The organism is Frigoribacterium sp. MCBA15_019 (assembly GCF_001864945.1).
Classification (GTDB): domain Bacteria; phylum Actinomycetota; class Actinomycetes; order Actinomycetales; family Microbacteriaceae; genus Frigoribacterium.
The window spans coordinates 1,036,961-1,050,949 of record NZ_MJGS01000001.1; the positions used below are offsets into that span (position 1 = coordinate 1,036,961).

At 65.2% G+C, this 13,989-nt stretch carries 21 protein-coding genes; 14 read left to right on the forward strand and 7 right to left on the reverse strand.

What is annotated here, in order from left to right; genetic code table 11:
• Window positions 1–29 precede the first annotated feature (29 nt).
• Together BIV04_RS04830 and BIV04_RS04835 are read right to left on the reverse strand one after the other, a co-directional pair.
• Complete coding sequence (locus BIV04_RS04830) at window positions 30–437, reverse strand: nuclear transport factor 2 family protein (protein WP_071254493.1); 408 nt, start codon at window positions 435–437, stop codon at window positions 30–32.
• Window positions 428–1,234, reverse strand: coding sequence for an MBL fold metallo-hydrolase (locus tag BIV04_RS04835; RefSeq protein ID WP_071254494.1), 807 nt, complete (start codon window positions 1,232–1,234; stop codon window positions 428–430). The genes BIV04_RS04830 and BIV04_RS04835 overlap by 10 nt, the downstream gene beginning before the upstream one ends.
• An 87-nt stretch (window positions 1,235–1,321) precedes the next feature.
• Between BIV04_RS04835 and BIV04_RS04840 the strand changes: the two genes are divergently transcribed.
• Both BIV04_RS04840 and BIV04_RS04845 read left to right on the forward strand, forming a co-directional pair.
• Window positions 1,322–2,233, forward strand: coding sequence for a helix-turn-helix domain-containing protein (locus tag BIV04_RS04840; protein WP_071254495.1), 912 nt, complete (start codon window positions 1,322–1,324; stop codon window positions 2,231–2,233).
• Window positions 2,234–2,373: 140 nt separating this feature from the next.
• Window positions 2,374–2,694: a LysE family translocator gene (locus BIV04_RS04845; RefSeq protein WP_255364142.1), complete on the forward strand. Its 321-nt coding sequence runs from the start codon at window positions 2,374–2,376 to the stop codon at window positions 2,692–2,694.
• A gap of 21 nt (window positions 2,695–2,715) precedes the next feature.
• On the opposite strand, the gene BIV04_RS04850 is transcribed toward BIV04_RS04845, so the two are convergent.
• On the reverse strand, window positions 2,716–3,207 hold the full coding sequence (locus tag BIV04_RS04850; RefSeq protein ID WP_071254497.1) for a MarR family winged helix-turn-helix transcriptional regulator: 492 nt from the start codon (window positions 3,205–3,207) through the stop codon (window positions 2,716–2,718).
• Between the two features lie 117 nt (window positions 3,208–3,324).
• On the opposite strand from BIV04_RS04850, the gene BIV04_RS04855 reads away from it, so the two are divergent.
• A complete protein-coding gene (locus tag BIV04_RS04855) occupies window positions 3,325–4,200 on the forward strand; it encodes a cyclase family protein (protein WP_071254501.1) in 876 nt (291 codons plus the stop codon).
• Window positions 4,201–4,292: 92 nt separating this feature from the next.
• Window positions 4,293–4,748 carry a VOC family protein gene (locus BIV04_RS04860; protein ID WP_071254503.1) on the forward strand — a complete coding sequence of 152 codons (456 nt, stop codon included), beginning with the start codon at window positions 4,293–4,295 and terminating at the stop codon, window positions 4,746–4,748.
• A 119-nt stretch (window positions 4,749–4,867) separates the two neighbouring features.
• On the opposite strand, the gene BIV04_RS04865 is transcribed toward BIV04_RS04860, so the two are convergent.
• Window positions 4,868–5,566 (reverse strand): DUF6226 family protein, encoded by a 699-nt coding sequence (locus BIV04_RS04865; protein ID WP_071254505.1) that lies wholly within the window; start codon window positions 5,564–5,566, stop codon window positions 4,868–4,870.
• A gap of 194 nt (window positions 5,567–5,760) precedes the next feature.
• Between BIV04_RS04865 and BIV04_RS04870 the strand changes: the two genes are divergently transcribed.
• From BIV04_RS04870 to BIV04_RS17275, 5 genes are all read left to right on the forward strand, one after another.
• The gene (locus BIV04_RS04870; RefSeq protein WP_071254507.1) at window positions 5,761–6,414 is read left to right on the forward strand and encodes a DUF2625 family protein; all 654 of its coding nucleotides are present in this window, start codon (window positions 5,761–5,763) and stop codon (window positions 6,412–6,414) included.
• Between the two features lie 101 nt (window positions 6,415–6,515).
• Window positions 6,516–6,974 carry a MerR family transcriptional regulator gene (locus BIV04_RS16385; protein WP_083396130.1) on the forward strand — a complete coding sequence of 153 codons (459 nt, stop codon included), beginning with the start codon at window positions 6,516–6,518 and terminating at the stop codon, window positions 6,972–6,974.
• 10 nt (window positions 6,975–6,984) lie between these two features.
• On the forward strand, window positions 6,985–7,362 hold the full coding sequence (locus BIV04_RS04875) for a VOC family protein (protein ID WP_255364144.1): 378 nt from the start codon (window positions 6,985–6,987) through the stop codon (window positions 7,360–7,362).
• 152 nt (window positions 7,363–7,514) lie between these two features.
• Complete coding sequence (locus tag BIV04_RS04880; protein ID WP_071254509.1) at window positions 7,515–7,940, forward strand: ADP-ribosylation/crystallin J1; 426 nt, start codon at window positions 7,515–7,517, stop codon at window positions 7,938–7,940.
• A 73-nt stretch (window positions 7,941–8,013) separates the two neighbouring features.
• The gene (locus tag BIV04_RS17275) at window positions 8,014–8,322 is read left to right on the forward strand and encodes a hypothetical protein (RefSeq protein WP_143048545.1); all 309 of its coding nucleotides are present in this window, start codon (window positions 8,014–8,016) and stop codon (window positions 8,320–8,322) included.
• On the opposite strand, the gene BIV04_RS04890 is transcribed toward BIV04_RS17275, so the two are convergent.
• Window positions 8,315–9,376, reverse strand: coding sequence for a hypothetical protein (locus BIV04_RS04890; RefSeq protein WP_143048546.1), 1,062 nt, complete (start codon window positions 9,374–9,376; stop codon window positions 8,315–8,317). The two genes, BIV04_RS17275 and BIV04_RS04890, sit on opposite strands and share 8 nt — an antisense overlap.
• 167 nt (window positions 9,377–9,543) lie before the next feature.
• Between BIV04_RS04890 and BIV04_RS04895 the strand changes: the two genes are divergently transcribed.
• Both BIV04_RS04895 and BIV04_RS04900 read left to right on the forward strand, forming a co-directional pair.
• Complete coding sequence (locus BIV04_RS04895; RefSeq protein WP_143048547.1) at window positions 9,544–9,813, forward strand: hypothetical protein; 270 nt, start codon at window positions 9,544–9,546, stop codon at window positions 9,811–9,813.
• A 60-nt stretch (window positions 9,814–9,873) separates the two neighbouring features.
• A complete protein-coding gene (locus BIV04_RS04900; RefSeq protein WP_143048548.1) occupies window positions 9,874–10,164 on the forward strand; it encodes a hypothetical protein in 291 nt (96 codons plus the stop codon).
• Between the two features lie 503 nt (window positions 10,165–10,667).
• Here the strand turns inward: BIV04_RS04900 and BIV04_RS04910 are convergent.
• Window positions 10,668–10,853: a hypothetical protein gene (locus BIV04_RS04910; RefSeq protein ID WP_143048549.1), complete on the reverse strand. Its 186-nt coding sequence runs from the start codon at window positions 10,851–10,853 to the stop codon at window positions 10,668–10,670.
• 1,113 nt (window positions 10,854–11,966) lie between these two features.
• On the opposite strand from BIV04_RS04910, the gene BIV04_RS04920 reads away from it, so the two are divergent.
• Window positions 11,967–12,476 (forward strand): hypothetical protein, encoded by a 510-nt coding sequence (locus tag BIV04_RS04920; RefSeq protein WP_071254526.1) that lies wholly within the window; start codon window positions 11,967–11,969, stop codon window positions 12,474–12,476.
• Between the two features lie 8 nt (window positions 12,477–12,484).
• On the opposite strand, the gene BIV04_RS04925 is transcribed toward BIV04_RS04920, so the two are convergent.
• Window positions 12,485–13,033 carry a GNAT family N-acetyltransferase gene (locus BIV04_RS04925; RefSeq protein WP_071254532.1) on the reverse strand — a complete coding sequence of 183 codons (549 nt, stop codon included), beginning with the start codon at window positions 13,031–13,033 and terminating at the stop codon, window positions 12,485–12,487.
• Window positions 13,034–13,325: 292 nt separating this feature from the next.
• Here BIV04_RS04925 and BIV04_RS17045 point away from each other — a divergent pair, with 292 nt between their 5' ends.
• Both BIV04_RS17045 and BIV04_RS16695 read left to right on the forward strand, forming a co-directional pair.
• Window positions 13,326–13,484 (forward strand): hypothetical protein, encoded by a 159-nt coding sequence (locus tag BIV04_RS17045; protein ID WP_177174760.1) that lies wholly within the window; start codon window positions 13,326–13,328, stop codon window positions 13,482–13,484.
• A gap of 149 nt (window positions 13,485–13,633) precedes the next feature.
• Window positions 13,634–13,906: a hypothetical protein gene (locus BIV04_RS16695; RefSeq protein WP_143048551.1), complete on the forward strand. Its 273-nt coding sequence runs from the start codon at window positions 13,634–13,636 to the stop codon at window positions 13,904–13,906.
• Window positions 13,907–13,989 lie beyond the last annotated feature (83 nt).

A 13,989-nucleotide genomic window follows, 5' to 3' on the forward strand; every position in this document is an offset into this window, starting at 1 on the left:
AGCGCCTCCTCCGTCTCGTCACGGTCTCGTCAGGCCATCGCGTCGCGGACGAGGGCGGTGTCGACGAACTGTTCGAACCGGACGATGAGGCCGCCGCGGACGACGAAGGCGTGGGCGACGCGGGCGTCGAGCGTCTTCCCCGTCGTGCCGTGGGTGGCGGTGTAGCGCGCCAGGACGACGACGTTCTCGCCGTCGACGACGTAGGTGTCGTCGTGGGCGGTCCAGTCGACCCAGTCGGCGCCGAGCTTCTCCATCACGGCTGCGGTGACGCCCTCGGGGGTGCGGTACGTGCCGGCCAACGGGAACCCGGCCATCTCGGTCCATTCGACGTCGGGTGCGAGCGTCTCGCGCAACGCGTCGAGGTCTCCTGCGGCCGAGGCGAGGTACTGGCGTCGGACGACAGCGCGAGGCGAGTCGTCGAGTTCGGTCAGCCCCATGTCATCTCTCCCTTCGCCACGCGCGTGCCGAGGTGCGCTGCGACACCCAGGCCGGCGCCGGGGTACTGCGCCTGCAGGGCCTTCTCGGCCTCCTCGGCGGTGTCGTTGTCGGCGACGGCCGCGTCGAACGTGGCGAGGTAGTCGCGGGTGTGGCGGATCGCGCTGACGTCGGCGGGGAACGCCGGGTCGCGGTGGCCTGCCACGACGAGGGTCGGGTCGAGGGCCTCGAACTCGTCCAACGCGGCCGTCCACAGAGCGCGCTGCTCGACGGTCGCGGTGTCGGCGGTCCAGACGTGCAGGCCACCGAAGACGAGGATGCCGCCGAGCAGGGTGCGGCTGTCGGCGTCGAAGAGGTACCAGCCGCGGTCGGCGGGGTCGACGTCGGCGTAGCGGACCTCGAGGGTGGCATCGTCGACGGCGATGTGGTCGCCCTCGAACGCGGTGAGCTCGACCTTGCGGGTCGGCAGGTTCTCGCCGAGGCTCGCCCAGGCCTCGAGCTTGCCCTCGTAACTGTGCTCGATGTGCTCGATGACTGCGGCGGGTGCGACGAAGCGCGCGTTCGGGAACGCGTCCTGCACGACCTCGGCGCCGAAGTAGAAGTCGGGGTCGCCGGCACCGATGAAGACGGTGGTCAGGGTCCTGCCCGAGTCGAGGATCGCGGCCACGGCACGGTGGCCGGCAGAGCGGGTGAACCCGGCGTCGACGAGCACGGCTTCGGTGTCGCCCGTGACGAGCGTGAGGGTCTTCTCGAGGGCTGTGGAGCCCGAGTCGAGGACGGTGTAGTCGAGGGTGGTCATGTGGTTCCTCTCGGTTGTGCTGATGGGTCAAGTCTTGGTCGGGTGAGGCCGACTGTCACGGTGCCTGTCGGTGTCACACTGGTGAATATGGGACAAGACGAACCGCGCGGAGTGCGTTTCTCACTGCCGGCCCCCGGGCCGTCGATCGAGCTGACGGGACTGCGCGACATCATCCGGCGAGGCGGTCGGCGTGAGTTCCTGTCGACGCAGCGCCTCGAGTTCGAGCTGCTCTACCTGGTCGAGGCGGGCAGCACCGTCCACGAGGTCGACTTCGTCTCGCATCAGCTCGGCCCCGGTGATGCGCTCTGGGTGCGACCCGGCCAGGTGCACCGCTGGGGCGACATCTCGACCCTGTCCGGCCGGGTCGCGCTGTTCCCCTCGCACGCCATCCCACCCGAGGTGCAGGAGGCGCTGGTCGAGTCGGGCTACGCCGGCTCGACCTCGCGACTCACCGCGTGGACGGCGCCGACGCTCGAGCGCGCCGGGGTCACGGCGGCCTGGCGAGCCCTGCACGCCGGTGACGCCCCCGGCGACCATCGGGCCGTGCGGTCGCTGCTGCGCGAGGTCGCGTTGTCGGCGGTGCTTCTGCGACTGGCGACCGCGGTGTCCGACGGCGCGAGGACGCCCCCGGGCGCGATGGACGATCGCGAGGGTGTCCATGCCGCCTTCGTCGCCGAGGTCGAGGCGCACCACCGCGACCTGCACCTGGTGTCGGACTACGCCCGCCGCCTGGGCTGGTCGGCCAAGACCCTCGGACGCGCCACCGCCCCGCACGGCGTCACGCCCAAGCAGGTCATCGATGCCCGTCTCGTGCTCGAGGCCAAGCGGCTGCTCGTCCACACGACCCAGTCGGTCGGCGAGGTCGGCGCGCATCTGGGCTTCGCGGACGCCTCGAACTTCTCGAGCTTCTTCCGGCGCCGCACCGGGTCGACACCCGGAGCCGTCCGAGGACGGCAGAGGGTGCCGCACGACGTGGAATCGACCGAGGGGACGTCGTGAGATGAGGTCGCGCGTGCACCAAGCCAGGAGCACGACGGGTGCCGCCGACGCCACCTCCACACCCTCGAGAAAGACACCGGCATGATCTCGCCGACCGCCGCCTCCGCCATGGCCCTCGTCGCCCTGGGCATGTGTTCCTCGTGGCGCCCTGGCTCTACACGGCACTGAAGGTCGCCGGTGCCGCCTACCTGCTCCGGCTGGCCTACGAGACGCTGCGACCCGGAGGCGCCTCCGTCTTCGACACTCGTGACCTGCCCCGCGACTCCACGGCCGAGCTCTTCCGCATGGGGCTCGTGACGAACCTGCTGAACCCGAAGGCGGCGATCATGTACCTCGCCCTCATCCCCCAGTTCGTCGACCAGAGCGCCGGTGGTGTCGTCGCCCAGGGCTTCCAGCTCGGCGCAGTCCAGATCGCCGTGAGTCTCGCCGTCAACGCACCCGCCCCGGCCACGGCCGGATAGCGATCGCCCGTCGGGCAGTCATCAGGAACCGTCGTCGAGTCCAGGTGCCGCTTCCGCACCCTCGATGACGGCAAGCAGCAGTCCATTGAGCTGTGCGCTCCGCGACGCGTCCAGCCCGAGCGAACTGAGGTCGTTCGTCGCCAGGGCCACCTTCTGCACCGCGTCGAGCACGGCCTGGCCGGCTGGCGTGATCGCGGCTGGGTTCCTCCGGCCGCGGGCGCGAACGCCCACCCGGCGGACGAGACCGCGACGCTCCATCCCGTCGAGCACGTCCGACATGCTCTGCGGGCGAACGAAGACGGCCCGAGCGATCTCCGCCGACGTGAGCTCAGCACCGTCCGCCAGGCACGACAGCACGCCGAACTGGACGAGGCTGACGTCATGCTCCGCCATCCCCGCGGTGATCCGGGAGCCGATGATGCGCGCGACCTTCACCGCGTTCCAGCCCAGCACGGACTCCAGCCCGCGGCCTCCATCGTCACTCACACGTGCCTCCTCGTCGTCCATCTTCATAAAACAGGAACCTGTTTTGAGGCTATGGTGCAGGAACCTGCTTCTCAGGACCTCCTTGCAGTGTGCACCACCCACCCGCGCGACACCGAACCGACATGACAGGACAGGACAGGCACCATGACGACACCCGCACTCCCCGACGACCGAGGCCGCTGGGGCGCCGACGACGAACTCGGCACGCTGAACCTGATCGACGACGCCGCCAGGGCCCGGGCCGCTGAGGAGGTGCGGGTCGGCCGCAGCGTGTCGCTCGCGTACCCGGTCGAACCCGCCTCGATGCTCGGCGGGCCGTTCGCTCCCCCGGTACCGCCGTCGCCCCCGGTGCTGCAGGCACTGCTCTACACGGGCACGCCGCCCATGGGGATGTCCGAGGTCCTCGTCGTGACGCCGCATCACCCGGCGCTGACGCACATCGACGCTTTCGCCCACATGCCGATCGACGGCACCGTGTACCCGGGCCGGCCACTCGAGGAGGCCGTCACGGCCGGCGGCGTCGCGCACGGGTCCACGACCGTCTTCGCCGCCGGGATCACGACGCGGGGAGTCCTGCTCGACCTGGCACCGGAGGGGCGGCTGCCGTCTGCGTACTCCGTGACCTCGGCCGACCTCGACGCGGCCGAGGCGCGGGCGGGGGTCGAGGTGCTGCCCGGTGACGCCGTCGTGGTCCGGAGCGGGTGGGGCTTCAGCTGGGATGCGGAGACCCAGGCGCCCGGCATGACCGTCGACGCGGTCACGTGGATGCATGACCGCGGCATCTCGCTCTACGCCGGTGACATCAGCGACTCCTTCCCGCCGAGCGACCCAGAGATGCCCATGCCGATGCACATGGTCGGGCTGGCCCGTCTGGGCATGCCCCTGGTCGACAGCGTCGCCACGGACGACCTCGCCGCGACCTGCGCCGAGCTCGGCCGACACGCTTTCCTGCTCAGCATCGCCCCGCCTCGCCTCCACGGCCTCACCGGCGTGCCCGTGAACCCCCAAGCCATCTTCTAGACAGACACCACGGCCGTGCGCGTCGCAATGATCGATCGGGCGTCGGGGCCCTCTTCCCTCAGGCAGGCGTGTCGGAGCTCGATACTGATGTCATGGCATCACCGCTCATCTCTGACATCGCTCACTCCGGTCTCACCGTGGCCGACCTCGACGACGCGTTGGTGCTGTGGTGCTCCGGTCTCGGGTTCGTGCTCGAGCGCACCTTCACGCTGGACGCGGAAGTCACGGCGGCGACCACCGGCGTCCGTGGAGCCGTGATCCACGCAGCGACGGTGACACTCGGCCCCCACCGGGTCGAGCTGCTGCAGTACGACCCGCCACGACTGCTCGAGTCTGCCGGCTCGCCCGCACAGGTCGGCATGGTGCACATCGCGCTCACGGTCTCAGACCTCGATCGTGTGCTCGAGCTCTGCGCCAGACACGGCTGGAGACCAGTCGGGACACCTCACCGGATGAAGGGCGGCGCCCGAGCCGGCACACGCATCATCTACCTCGAGGGCGCCCTCGGTGGATTCCTCGAACTGATCGCGCCCCCACAGCTCCCGTAGTCCGCGTCGGCTACCTGATTTCGTCTGGTTCTGGATGTCTCAACTACCGATCGGTCACCGACCAACGGCGGCGGCTAGCCGCTCCCCCGCAGGTACGGGGCGAAGGCCGTCTCGATAGGTCAGTCCGAAACTGATGTCGGCAAAGTATTCCTACCGGGACGGAGCACCTCGCGTTGAGTAGTGTGGTCTTGATCAGCGTGGCGCAGGGCCTGCGGGCGTGGGGTCCACCCGGACCAACGACCTTCGGACAACTCAGTCAGTTGCTCAGCCCAGAGGCGTCGCTCACGCCTGCGAACGCCCTTGAGTGGCATGACGCCTGACCAGTCCCTGCTCGAGCTAGTCAACGACCACCGAGCTTGTCCAGACCGCCCCGGCTTGAGGCTTTCAGCCACGCCACCGCGGGCCAGCTGCAGGAACACTTCCTCCAGGCCGTCGGCGACCTCCTGCCAGGTCTCGTCGCACAAGTCACAACCGCAAAACCACATGTCGAAGTCACTGAAGAGCCCCGCCAAGACAGAGATGACTCCTGGCGCCGAACCGAATACCAGCCACACCGTGACCTCGCCGGGGCGACCCGACGAGATGCGAACAATGCGTGACACGTCGTGGCCGAGCCCCCGGGCGTGTGTGGGCGGCAGCGCGACCGGAGCATCGATGACGACGTCGTACTCACGATCGACATACTCGATGAGAGCCTGCGCAACAGCACCAACCGGGCGGAACCGCTCCCCAGAATCGCAGGACAATTGGTTGCCCACGTTGCGCAAACGCGCCCCTTCACTGACGCCCGCGAAGACAGGCCGGACGTACTCGTTCACGCCGGAAGACTAGCCCTCAAGAGTCCGCCCTCGACGTCGATGATCCAACGCCCCCAGCGGCGCTTGGCCGAGGGAAGCGTTCCTGGGGCTGGCCCCCTCGCGGCAGCATGGACCACGTCGCTCTTGACAATCCCCTATCGGACGCATTCGCGCCAAGGTTCACAGCTGGCCACGACGTCGGCCAGGATCGAGGCATGGTCGACCCTCGAGATGACGCGTGGCTGGAGATGTCGGAGCTCATCGCAGCCTCGCCCGTGAACGTCGTCGTCTGCCCGCCGCACGAAGACTCTGCGACCGCGGCGGCGCTGGGACTCGGAACGAGCTCCTACCTTGGTGCGCTCGCTCGCAACACTTCCGGCGTCCTCGTCGACGACGGATGGTTACGTCTACTCGGAGGCAGCTCGGGAAAGGACGGTCTTCCCGGTCTCGACGAGGCAAGTGCCGGCACCCCCGGGCTGCTCGTCGTCGCTCACGACGTCCTTGGTGGCACCTTCGCCCTCGACGGTGGAGCCCTGGGCAAAGGTGACGGCTCCGTCTATCACTTCTCGGTCGACTCGTTGAGCTGGGAGGACCTCGAGCTCGGCCACGCCGACTTCGTGACCAGGATGCTCGCCGGAGCGACCGAAAGCTTCTACGAGTCCCTCCGCTGGCCGGGGTGGCAGGACGACCTCGCCGATCTGCACCCGAAGCAGGGCCTATCCCTCTACCCATACCCCTTCACGGCAGAGGGCAAGGACGTGAGCGATGCCAGCAAGCAGGCTGTGCCCATGACGGAGCTGCTCGGCATATACAACGACGTAGCCGCGCAACTCGGACTCAGCCGCGGAGTGCCCGCCGCCTGGGCCTAGGCGTTCGAGGCTGTGTCGCAGACCGATCGTCTATCGGGCACTGACTGCTGCGTGCCGCGGGGTCCCTGTCATCAGCGGTCTCGGTAGGTCAGGATCAGGTCATGCGCATCGGAGAACTCGCCGCCAAGACAGGAGCGAGCGTGCGAGCACTTCGCTACTACGAGCAGCAGGGGCTCCTCGCACCAGAACGGAATGCAGCGGGTCAACGAACGTACAGCCCGCAGCACGCGGGCATCGTGTCGACCATCCGCGACTTTCTCCACGCCGGCTTCTGCAGCTCAGTGATCAGCACTATCCTGCCCGCCCTGTCCGATCCTGCGTTGTCATCTGACCGACTTGCGGCTGCCGTCGACGCCGCCGAGGCACGGCTCCTCAGCGAGAAACACGCGATCGAGGAGGAGATGAAGCGTTTGGCCGCTCTTCGAAGCCAATGGGATCTTGACCCTCACCCGCACGTCAGCGTCGAAGGTGGACCTCATGACGCATCCCACGCCACCGAAGCAACTCCGTTTGATCATCGAGACCGACGACTTCGACGAGGCGGTCCGGTTCTACCGTGACACGCTCGGCATGCCCGAACAGATCGCCTTCGCGACCGACGGTGACGACCGGGTCGCCATCCTTCACGCAGGCATCGCCACAATCGAGATCGCCACCCCGACCCACGCGAAGAACATCGACGAGATCGAGGGCGCGCGTCCCGCGCCAACCAGCGGACATGCCCCTCGGCTCGCCCTCGAGGTCGAAGACACGGACCGCGCGGTCGCACAGACGACCGCAGACGGAGTAGAACTCCTCGCCCCACCGACGAAGACACCCTTCCGGTCGTTAAATGCTCGCGTACAGGGACCCGCTGGATGGCAGGTCACGTTCTTCCAAGAACTGGAAACCCTCCAGCAGCGTCAGCTGCGCGCGGGCTTCAAGACCGACGACCTGCGCGATCGCTAGGCCTGATGCCGCTCGTCCCCCGCTGCCCGAGACAGCTGACCTGACCGGAAGCAGATCGTCCATCGGGCGCCGCGGAGGAGCCTCGTCGACGCTCGCCCACGTCGACGGGTAAACAGATAGGAAATGAGCGTTCCATCCAGCATTCTGTTCCCATGAACACACAATCGGACGCTGACAGCAGCGTTGTACTCTGGCGGCCCACGGGCCCGGAGGAACTCGAGCTCGTCGAGGCGAGTGGCTGGTCGCTGTGGCCCCCGAGACTGCCGGATCAGCCAATCTTCTACCCGGTACTGAACGAGGACTATGCCGTGCGCATCGCCCGAGACTGGAACGTGAAGGCCTCGGGCGTTGGCCATGTCACTCGGTTCTCGGTGCGTCGGAGCTTCCTCGAGGGCTTCGACGTCCAGCAGGTGGGTGGGCGAAACATCCTTGAGTACTGGATTCCGGCGGAACGCCTCGATGAACTGAACGCGAATCTCATGGGGCCCATCACGCTCGTCAGCACGTTCCGTCGCGATGACGCCGACGGCGAGATCAAAGAGTTCCGCGAGGAGTGGCCCGCCCGTAGTGCGCCGTGAGGCAGTGCCCGGGGAGCGATGGGCTATCGGGCACCTCCGCGGGTCTCGGGCTGACCTATCCGTCCCCGCGCCCGTGTCGGTGCATCCTTCTGCGCGCTACGTACGCAAGCACGGCGGTGCGGAGGATGATGCCGAGCCCGACAGCTCCGATGACGCAACCGGCGAAACGGGCATCCCCGAGGCCAGGGATGGTCTCGAATGGCTGCAGGAGAAGCGCCATGCCAACGAGGAACAAGACGACAGCGACATCGAGCCATCTGCGTTCTTCCGGATGCAGAAGCTTCATCCCCGTATTTTACCCATCGCCGTCCGAGAAGCTCGTCTCGCCAACGAATCCCCTTTTGGGACGCCGGGCCTTCGAACTTTTGCGTGTTTCAGGTAGATGCGAGATCCGATCCGTCGATGCCGTCGTAACTGTGCCGTGGGCTCCAGAAACGCTTCGGAAGATGGCCGTCCTTGGCTTCGGCGGGATGACGGTAGGCCTTTTCGTCGATGAACTCGTCGAGACCCGCCAAAGGGTCCTGTCCTTCTTCTATCTCCTCCCGCACCATGGCCGGGGTCATCTCGCGGCCTTCGCCCGTGAAGTCGTCCACGACGAGGCCCGGCGCGTCAGTAGCGAGCACTCGGAGGCGCTGCCCCCGCTCTCGAGACAGGGCCAGCATGTGATCGTCTCGAGGATCAACGAGGCGTCCACCTGCTGGCCATTCCAGAAGCCCCTGGGTCTCTGCCATGTCCAGGATGCGCGAAGCAGTCCGCTCGTCGAGATACGAGAAATCGATCTGCCAGTCGCGTTGATCTTCCAAGCGGGCACTCGATGGCCTCACGTGAGTTGCCCGCCCGACCCATCCAGGGAACTCAGCCACCAATTCGGCAGCTCTGTCCCCGTCAGTCCGGACAAAGGCCCCGTCTTCCTTGAGGGTGAACACCCACGAGGCATCTGTTGGGTAGATCGCCAACGATTCCCCATCCATCCCTGAGGAAAGCGCCAACGCGGCAGCAAGGCCAGGATCGTCTAGTCCGAGCTGGGTGACGTACGTGTGCTCGTAGGTAGGAAGCTCTTCGGGAAAGTCTGGATCGGCCATCCACGTCGCGCTGATGTCCGACTGCCATAGGCGTGCCGGGAGGAAACGCTTCAGCCACGAGGCACGATCTTCAGGCTCCGGTCCACGAGACCATGCAAAGGTCGAGACGAAGACGCTGGCGTCGGATGCGCCTTGCCTCAGGGCTCGAAGAAGCGTCAGGTCGCGGAAGATGATCTCGGCGTATTGCATGGCCTGCTCTGCATGCTGATGCAAGGTCGGGAGCCTGTCGAACTCCAAGAGGACCCCACTGCCGAAGCGGTAGTCCTCCACCGAACCAGGCGGCGCCGGCGACCAACGCTGACCCCACTGTGTGGATAGCTCCGCGAGTGTTTCCATCGAAGGGAGGTCAGCCATGCCGCAACACTAGAGAATCCAAGCAATCCCCAAGGCCACCGAACCGGACTCCTTCACGTCCCCCATGAGCCGAACTGGCCGCTGCACCATCCCCTATCGGGACGCAGTTTTTATGCCTCATGGTTGAATCGGGCTATGAACCTTCTCGAAGCCGGGGATCTCTTGCTATGAAGGGGCGTCAGCCATCAAACGCGAAGCCCGGCGGTTCCATCGCTGCCGGTGGAAACGTCGTCATCTGCACGGGCATCGTGATCGCGATCCCCATCTACGTACTGGCGACTGGCATGCAAGGTGCTGACCTGCTCATAGCCGGTGCCGCCTTCGTCATGGGTATCGCGATGCTCGCCGGATTCGTTCGCACTCTGATGAAGCGCAGAGCAACCGCGCAAAAAGAGGGCGGCGCCACGAAGCCAGAGAACGAACGCGAGCAGCTCTAGCTCGCGTCCGATAGACAATGGTCAAGAAGGCACAATGCGGGAGACCTTTAGAGTTGCGGGGTGCCCGAGCCTCTCCAATTGACTGTCCTCGAAGATCGCAAAATTTGGGGCATGCTCCCTCGCGAACTGGCTGCCGGTGGCGCAACGATATCCGGCTTGCTCGGCCTTGGCTTCTTTGCGGCTGCCGCCGTCTCCGGCCAATGGTGGTTCGTAGCGGGAACATTCTTGGGTTTGCTCAATGCGGCCGGGCTGGACGCCCTGGCGAAATATCTGCGTGAGCTCGCTTATGCAAACGTCGGCTTCGGTGCCGACGGTCAAGACATCACGGAGTTCCCTGACGACTCCAGATAGGGTCTGCTCCAGCCTTCGCATGTCAAGTCACTGCGCCCGATTGCGGATGCCCTATCGGCCACCCTGAAGTGCGGTGAAGGCGCAAACAAGCTGCGGAAATCCGATTCAATACACGTATGCCTTGGTCGACTAGTCCTTTTGAGCAGCGTGCTACAGCAGCTGCCTGGCGCTCGTTGCGGCAGCAGGTGCAGCGATGAACACCTCAGAGGTGATGGCCCTTGTAGGCGCCTCGCTTTCGATGCTCGTCGGACTCCTCCTCGTGTTGTTCCACCGGCCATTTACGAGACGAGTGAAAAAGGAGCGCGAACGACTAGGTGCCCACATCGGCTCCGCGAGCCACCCGACCATGCTCCTATTCGTAGGTCTCTTGTTCGTGGCCATCTCCGTCGTGATCCTGGTCGGCACGTTCACAGACGCGTTTTCTGGGTCACCTCGCGTCTGAGCAGCCCAGCCATCGATCCCCTATCGGGCGGGTCGATCCTGCGGCGCCTCCGGAGTTGTACCTAAGCGGGCCGGCGCGCCTTGAGTTCTCGACGCAGGTTGAATGCGGAGAAAAAATAGGCGACAGCAACCAAGACGTAGAACGGGCCTACGACTGCTGCGGACAGACCCAGCGGCCCCGAGGGCTCCGAGAACATCATTGCCAACGCATAGAACACCGCGATGACACCCATCACGAGGCTGGACACGATGCCACCAGACAACTTCCACGCCGGCCGCCGTTGCTGCACCGGCTCGCCTTCACCTCTGAACGTCCGGCCGAGAAGACACCGAGCGCAACCGTGACGACGAGCGCAGCAGTCACAGCCCCGACCTCGCCGGCTATGAAGACAGCCCCGAAGCTGAGAAAGACGCTGAGAACCATTCCGGACACGACGACACCAGCTTTCATCGATGCCGACGTGATGCGAATTGCCACAATCTCGTTCCTGCCCACGGTTGACTAACTATCCGGTAAGTGGACCGACCGCTGCGCGATCGACTATCGGGTGGAATCGCGAGGCGCATCAAACGCCTCATTCACTTGCCGCTGGCGTGAACGCGCTACGAGCGAGTCGGCCGCGACAGCAGCAACACCGAAAAGTGCTCCGAGGGCTCCCACGACCCCTCCGTTCCATCCCAGCCCGACGCCAGCGATGCCGACGAAGAGCACCACCGGGACGATGGCTATGCGCGAGACCATGAGCAGATCCTGGCAGAAGAATGTCCTGGCAGATGAGCGATGATCGATCGGCTAGGGCACATTTTCGCGTTCCCTGATGTGTCCACGTCGGGTAAGAAGAGCCATGCCTCTTCAGCCTGTCCAGCGCAACCTGGACCTCACGACTAGCCTCCCGCCTCACGAAGTGGCCGGCCGTGTCGCTGACTTCCTTCACGAGCTGACTCACCGGCCCACGACGACCGCTCGCACGGGCATCGTGAAGGCGGGCTCTCGACTCGCCTACCGAATAGTTGGCGGCGTAATGAATGCCGGCAAGAAGCGACTTCCCATGATCGTCAGCTGGTCGATTACGGAGAACGGGAGTGGCAGTGGTATCCACCTCGAGATGAAGAGCGACGAAGGCACTTACGGATTTGCCACCAGGTGGCACTATCAGGCCTACGAACAGCGTTTCACTCAGCTCGAGAGGAACCTTCAAAGCCGCTTCGCCTGACCTCACCGGCCCTGTCCGGAACCCGATCGCCTATCGAGACAACGACACTCTGCGGAAGCCGAGGCGCTCCTCCTCCATCTACGAAGATGTGCAAACACCTCCCTGCAGCATTAGGCAGCGTTGCCTCAACACCTGTAGACCAAGGAGATGCGTATAGATGACGGGCGGCCTGTCCGGGTCGATCTTGGCCCTCGCCCCCGCTTCATCTGGTGGGGACAGGACGTCGACGACGAGACACGAGATGCCATCGCAACCCAAGCCGCCCTCGTCGAGACCTTCCCCACTGAAGACGCGGCACGTCGCCATGCGGAGCAGCAGTCCTGGCCGAGCGGCCCGCCGGAGGCCCTCAGCATCGTCGACGTGCGTGGGGTCAAGGACTACCTCGATCGCAAGGTGAACAAGCTCAACGAGGCGGCGGCCCTCACCTGCATCAACTTGGCCGACGATGTCCGCTACTCACTGCACCTCCCCCAGTCGCGATCCAGGGCCGCGCAAGCCGTCTACGACAAACTGGTCGAACGACAGTTCCCGTACCTCACCGATGACAGCCGCTCGAAAGCGCTGAACAGATGGAGCTCGCAGGAACTAGGCCAGCTCCAGAAGATGCTGAGTTCGTCGCTGCGCTGCTTGGAAACAGGCCTCGCTGAGCCCTGGTAAGCCATCCCCTACCGGGCACCCTCCTGTTGATGCGCCAAGGAAGTCGTGACGGCTTCCCAGAGGATCTCGCCGTCGATGAGCGTCGACGTGGGTACGAGCCCGAGCCGATCGGCTGTTCGCGCTGACGCCGTGTGGTCGGGGTGGACGTAGGCCTGCAGACGCCCGACCCCCATCGAAGTCAGCCACGACACGACGGCGGAAGCTGCCTCCCCTGCGAGACCTCGGCCCTGTTTCGACGGCGTGACCAGCCACGCGATGTCAGCGACGAGGTCAGCGCCCTCGCGTGTGAGCGTCGCCTGGACGAAACCGACGTTTGGCCCGCCCCCAGCAGATCGGATGATCCAGTTCAACCACCCCGCACGTCCATCCTCGGACTGACCTCGCAACTGGCGGCGGTAGCGCTTGTCGAGCTCCTCGAGCGTCGGAGGCTCCCCGCCCGTGAACTGGTACAGGTTCCGAGGTGCCAGCGCGACCACCATCTCGCCCGCATGCTCCACGGCGAGCGGCTCCAGAGAGAGACGATCCGTTCGGAGGACATCAGCTCTGGGCCACGACATGCCCCGAGCTTCGCAGGTCGACCGGACACCCATCGTCTATCGGGCGGTCGACAAAGCTCTCGCCTCGGGTCGCAGCCACTACTGTCCCGATGTGATGTTCTCGCTACACGACACGAAGCCCAAGCGCCCATCCGGACATCTGGTGCTCTCTCTCCTCGCAAGCCTGCCAACCCTCGTTGCGTGAAGTTGCCAATTCATCCTTCTCGACTCACTTCTGAGAGAACCGCCAGACTGCGAAGTCTGGTGCAGCGCGCACGGAACCCTGGATGCGATCGCACTCATCCTCTTGCTCGTGAGCACATTGATGACCCTTGTCGTGACACCCTTCCTCTTCGCAGAGGCAGGGCGTCGTTCGAAGGCGGCCTGGTTCGCCGTCACCTCCACCGCCCTGCAACCGGTGCTCATCTTCGGAGTCATCCCGATCCTCCTCCGCAGCTTCCGCGTTTCGTGAGCGGCGTCGAAGAGACCGATGGGCTATCGGGACGCGTTCTCAGGTCGCCTTGCGCCCCAAGGGTAGGAACTAAGGCCCCTCAGCTACCGGTCCCTACGCAGCTCACGAATATGCTCGCGCCTGTGAGCAGAAGAGTTAGACCCGGACGCATGCCCAAGAGAGGCACTGAGGCAGTCCTGGAGAACTCAGATGCAGGAACCCGCTTCATGGAAATGTCCGTCCTTGAGCTACTCGAGTCCCTCGAATGGGTGCAGTCCATTCGGGCCGACTACACCCCAGGTCAAGACCGCAAAAAAGACCAGCTCATCAATGACATCAACACCGTAGGTTTTGAAACGCTACGAGATCGAGAAGATGATCTTCGAGCGGCCGGGTTGACACACCGCGCCGACCGGTGGCTGCACTACGAGAACTATCTCTAACCCACCAGCCGTCGGGCGTGTGCAAATGACGATCCCCTATTGGGACTCCTGATTGCGGCCCTCTGCACCGAGGTGGAGTCTGG

What these genes read in the sequence shown, in the direction of transcription:
- BIV04_RS04840 (WP_071254495.1), top strand. Translation starts at nt 1,322, where the DNA reads ATGGGACAAGACGAACCGCGCGGAGTGCGTTTCTCACTGCCGGCCCCC.
- BIV04_RS04880 (WP_071254509.1), top strand. Translation starts at nt 7,515, where the DNA reads ATGAACACACAATCGGACGCTGACAGCAGCGTTGTACTCTGGCGGCCC.
- BIV04_RS16695 (WP_143048551.1), top strand. Translation starts at nt 13,634, where the DNA reads ATGCCCAAGAGAGGCACTGAGGCAGTCCTGGAGAACTCAGATGCAGGA.
- BIV04_RS16385 (WP_083396130.1), top strand. Translation starts at nt 6,516, where the DNA reads ATGCGCATCGGAGAACTCGCCGCCAAGACAGGAGCGAGCGTGCGAGCA.
- BIV04_RS04920 (WP_071254526.1), top strand. Translation starts at nt 11,967, where the DNA reads ATGCGTATAGATGACGGGCGGCCTGTCCGGGTCGATCTTGGCCCTCGC.
- BIV04_RS04895 (WP_143048547.1), top strand. Translation starts at nt 9,544, where the DNA reads ATGAAGGGGCGTCAGCCATCAAACGCGAAGCCCGGCGGTTCCATCGCT.
- BIV04_RS04925 (WP_071254532.1), bottom strand. Translation starts at nt 13,033, where the DNA reads ATGTCGTGGCCCAGAGCTGATGTCCTCCGAACGGATCGTCTCTCTCTG.
- BIV04_RS04850 (WP_071254497.1), bottom strand. Translation starts at nt 3,207, where the DNA reads ATGAAGATGGACGACGAGGAGGCACGTGTGAGTGACGATGGAGGCCGC.
- BIV04_RS04835 (WP_071254494.1), bottom strand. Translation starts at nt 1,234, where the DNA reads ATGACCACCCTCGACTACACCGTCCTCGACTCGGGCTCCACAGCCCTC.
- BIV04_RS04860 (WP_071254503.1), top strand. Translation starts at nt 4,293, where the DNA reads ATGGCATCACCGCTCATCTCTGACATCGCTCACTCCGGTCTCACCGTG.
- BIV04_RS04855 (WP_071254501.1), top strand. Translation starts at nt 3,325, where the DNA reads ATGACGACACCCGCACTCCCCGACGACCGAGGCCGCTGGGGCGCCGAC.
- BIV04_RS04875 (WP_255364144.1), top strand. Translation starts at nt 6,985, where the DNA reads ATGCCCGAACAGATCGCCTTCGCGACCGACGGTGACGACCGGGTCGCC.
- BIV04_RS04890 (WP_143048546.1), bottom strand. Translation starts at nt 9,376, where the DNA reads ATGGCTGACCTCCCTTCGATGGAAACACTCGCGGAGCTATCCACACAG.
- BIV04_RS04830 (WP_071254493.1), bottom strand. Translation starts at nt 437, where the DNA reads ATGGGGCTGACCGAACTCGACGACTCGCCTCGCGCTGTCGTCCGACGC.
- BIV04_RS04870 (WP_071254507.1), top strand. Translation starts at nt 5,761, where the DNA reads ATGGTCGACCCTCGAGATGACGCGTGGCTGGAGATGTCGGAGCTCATC.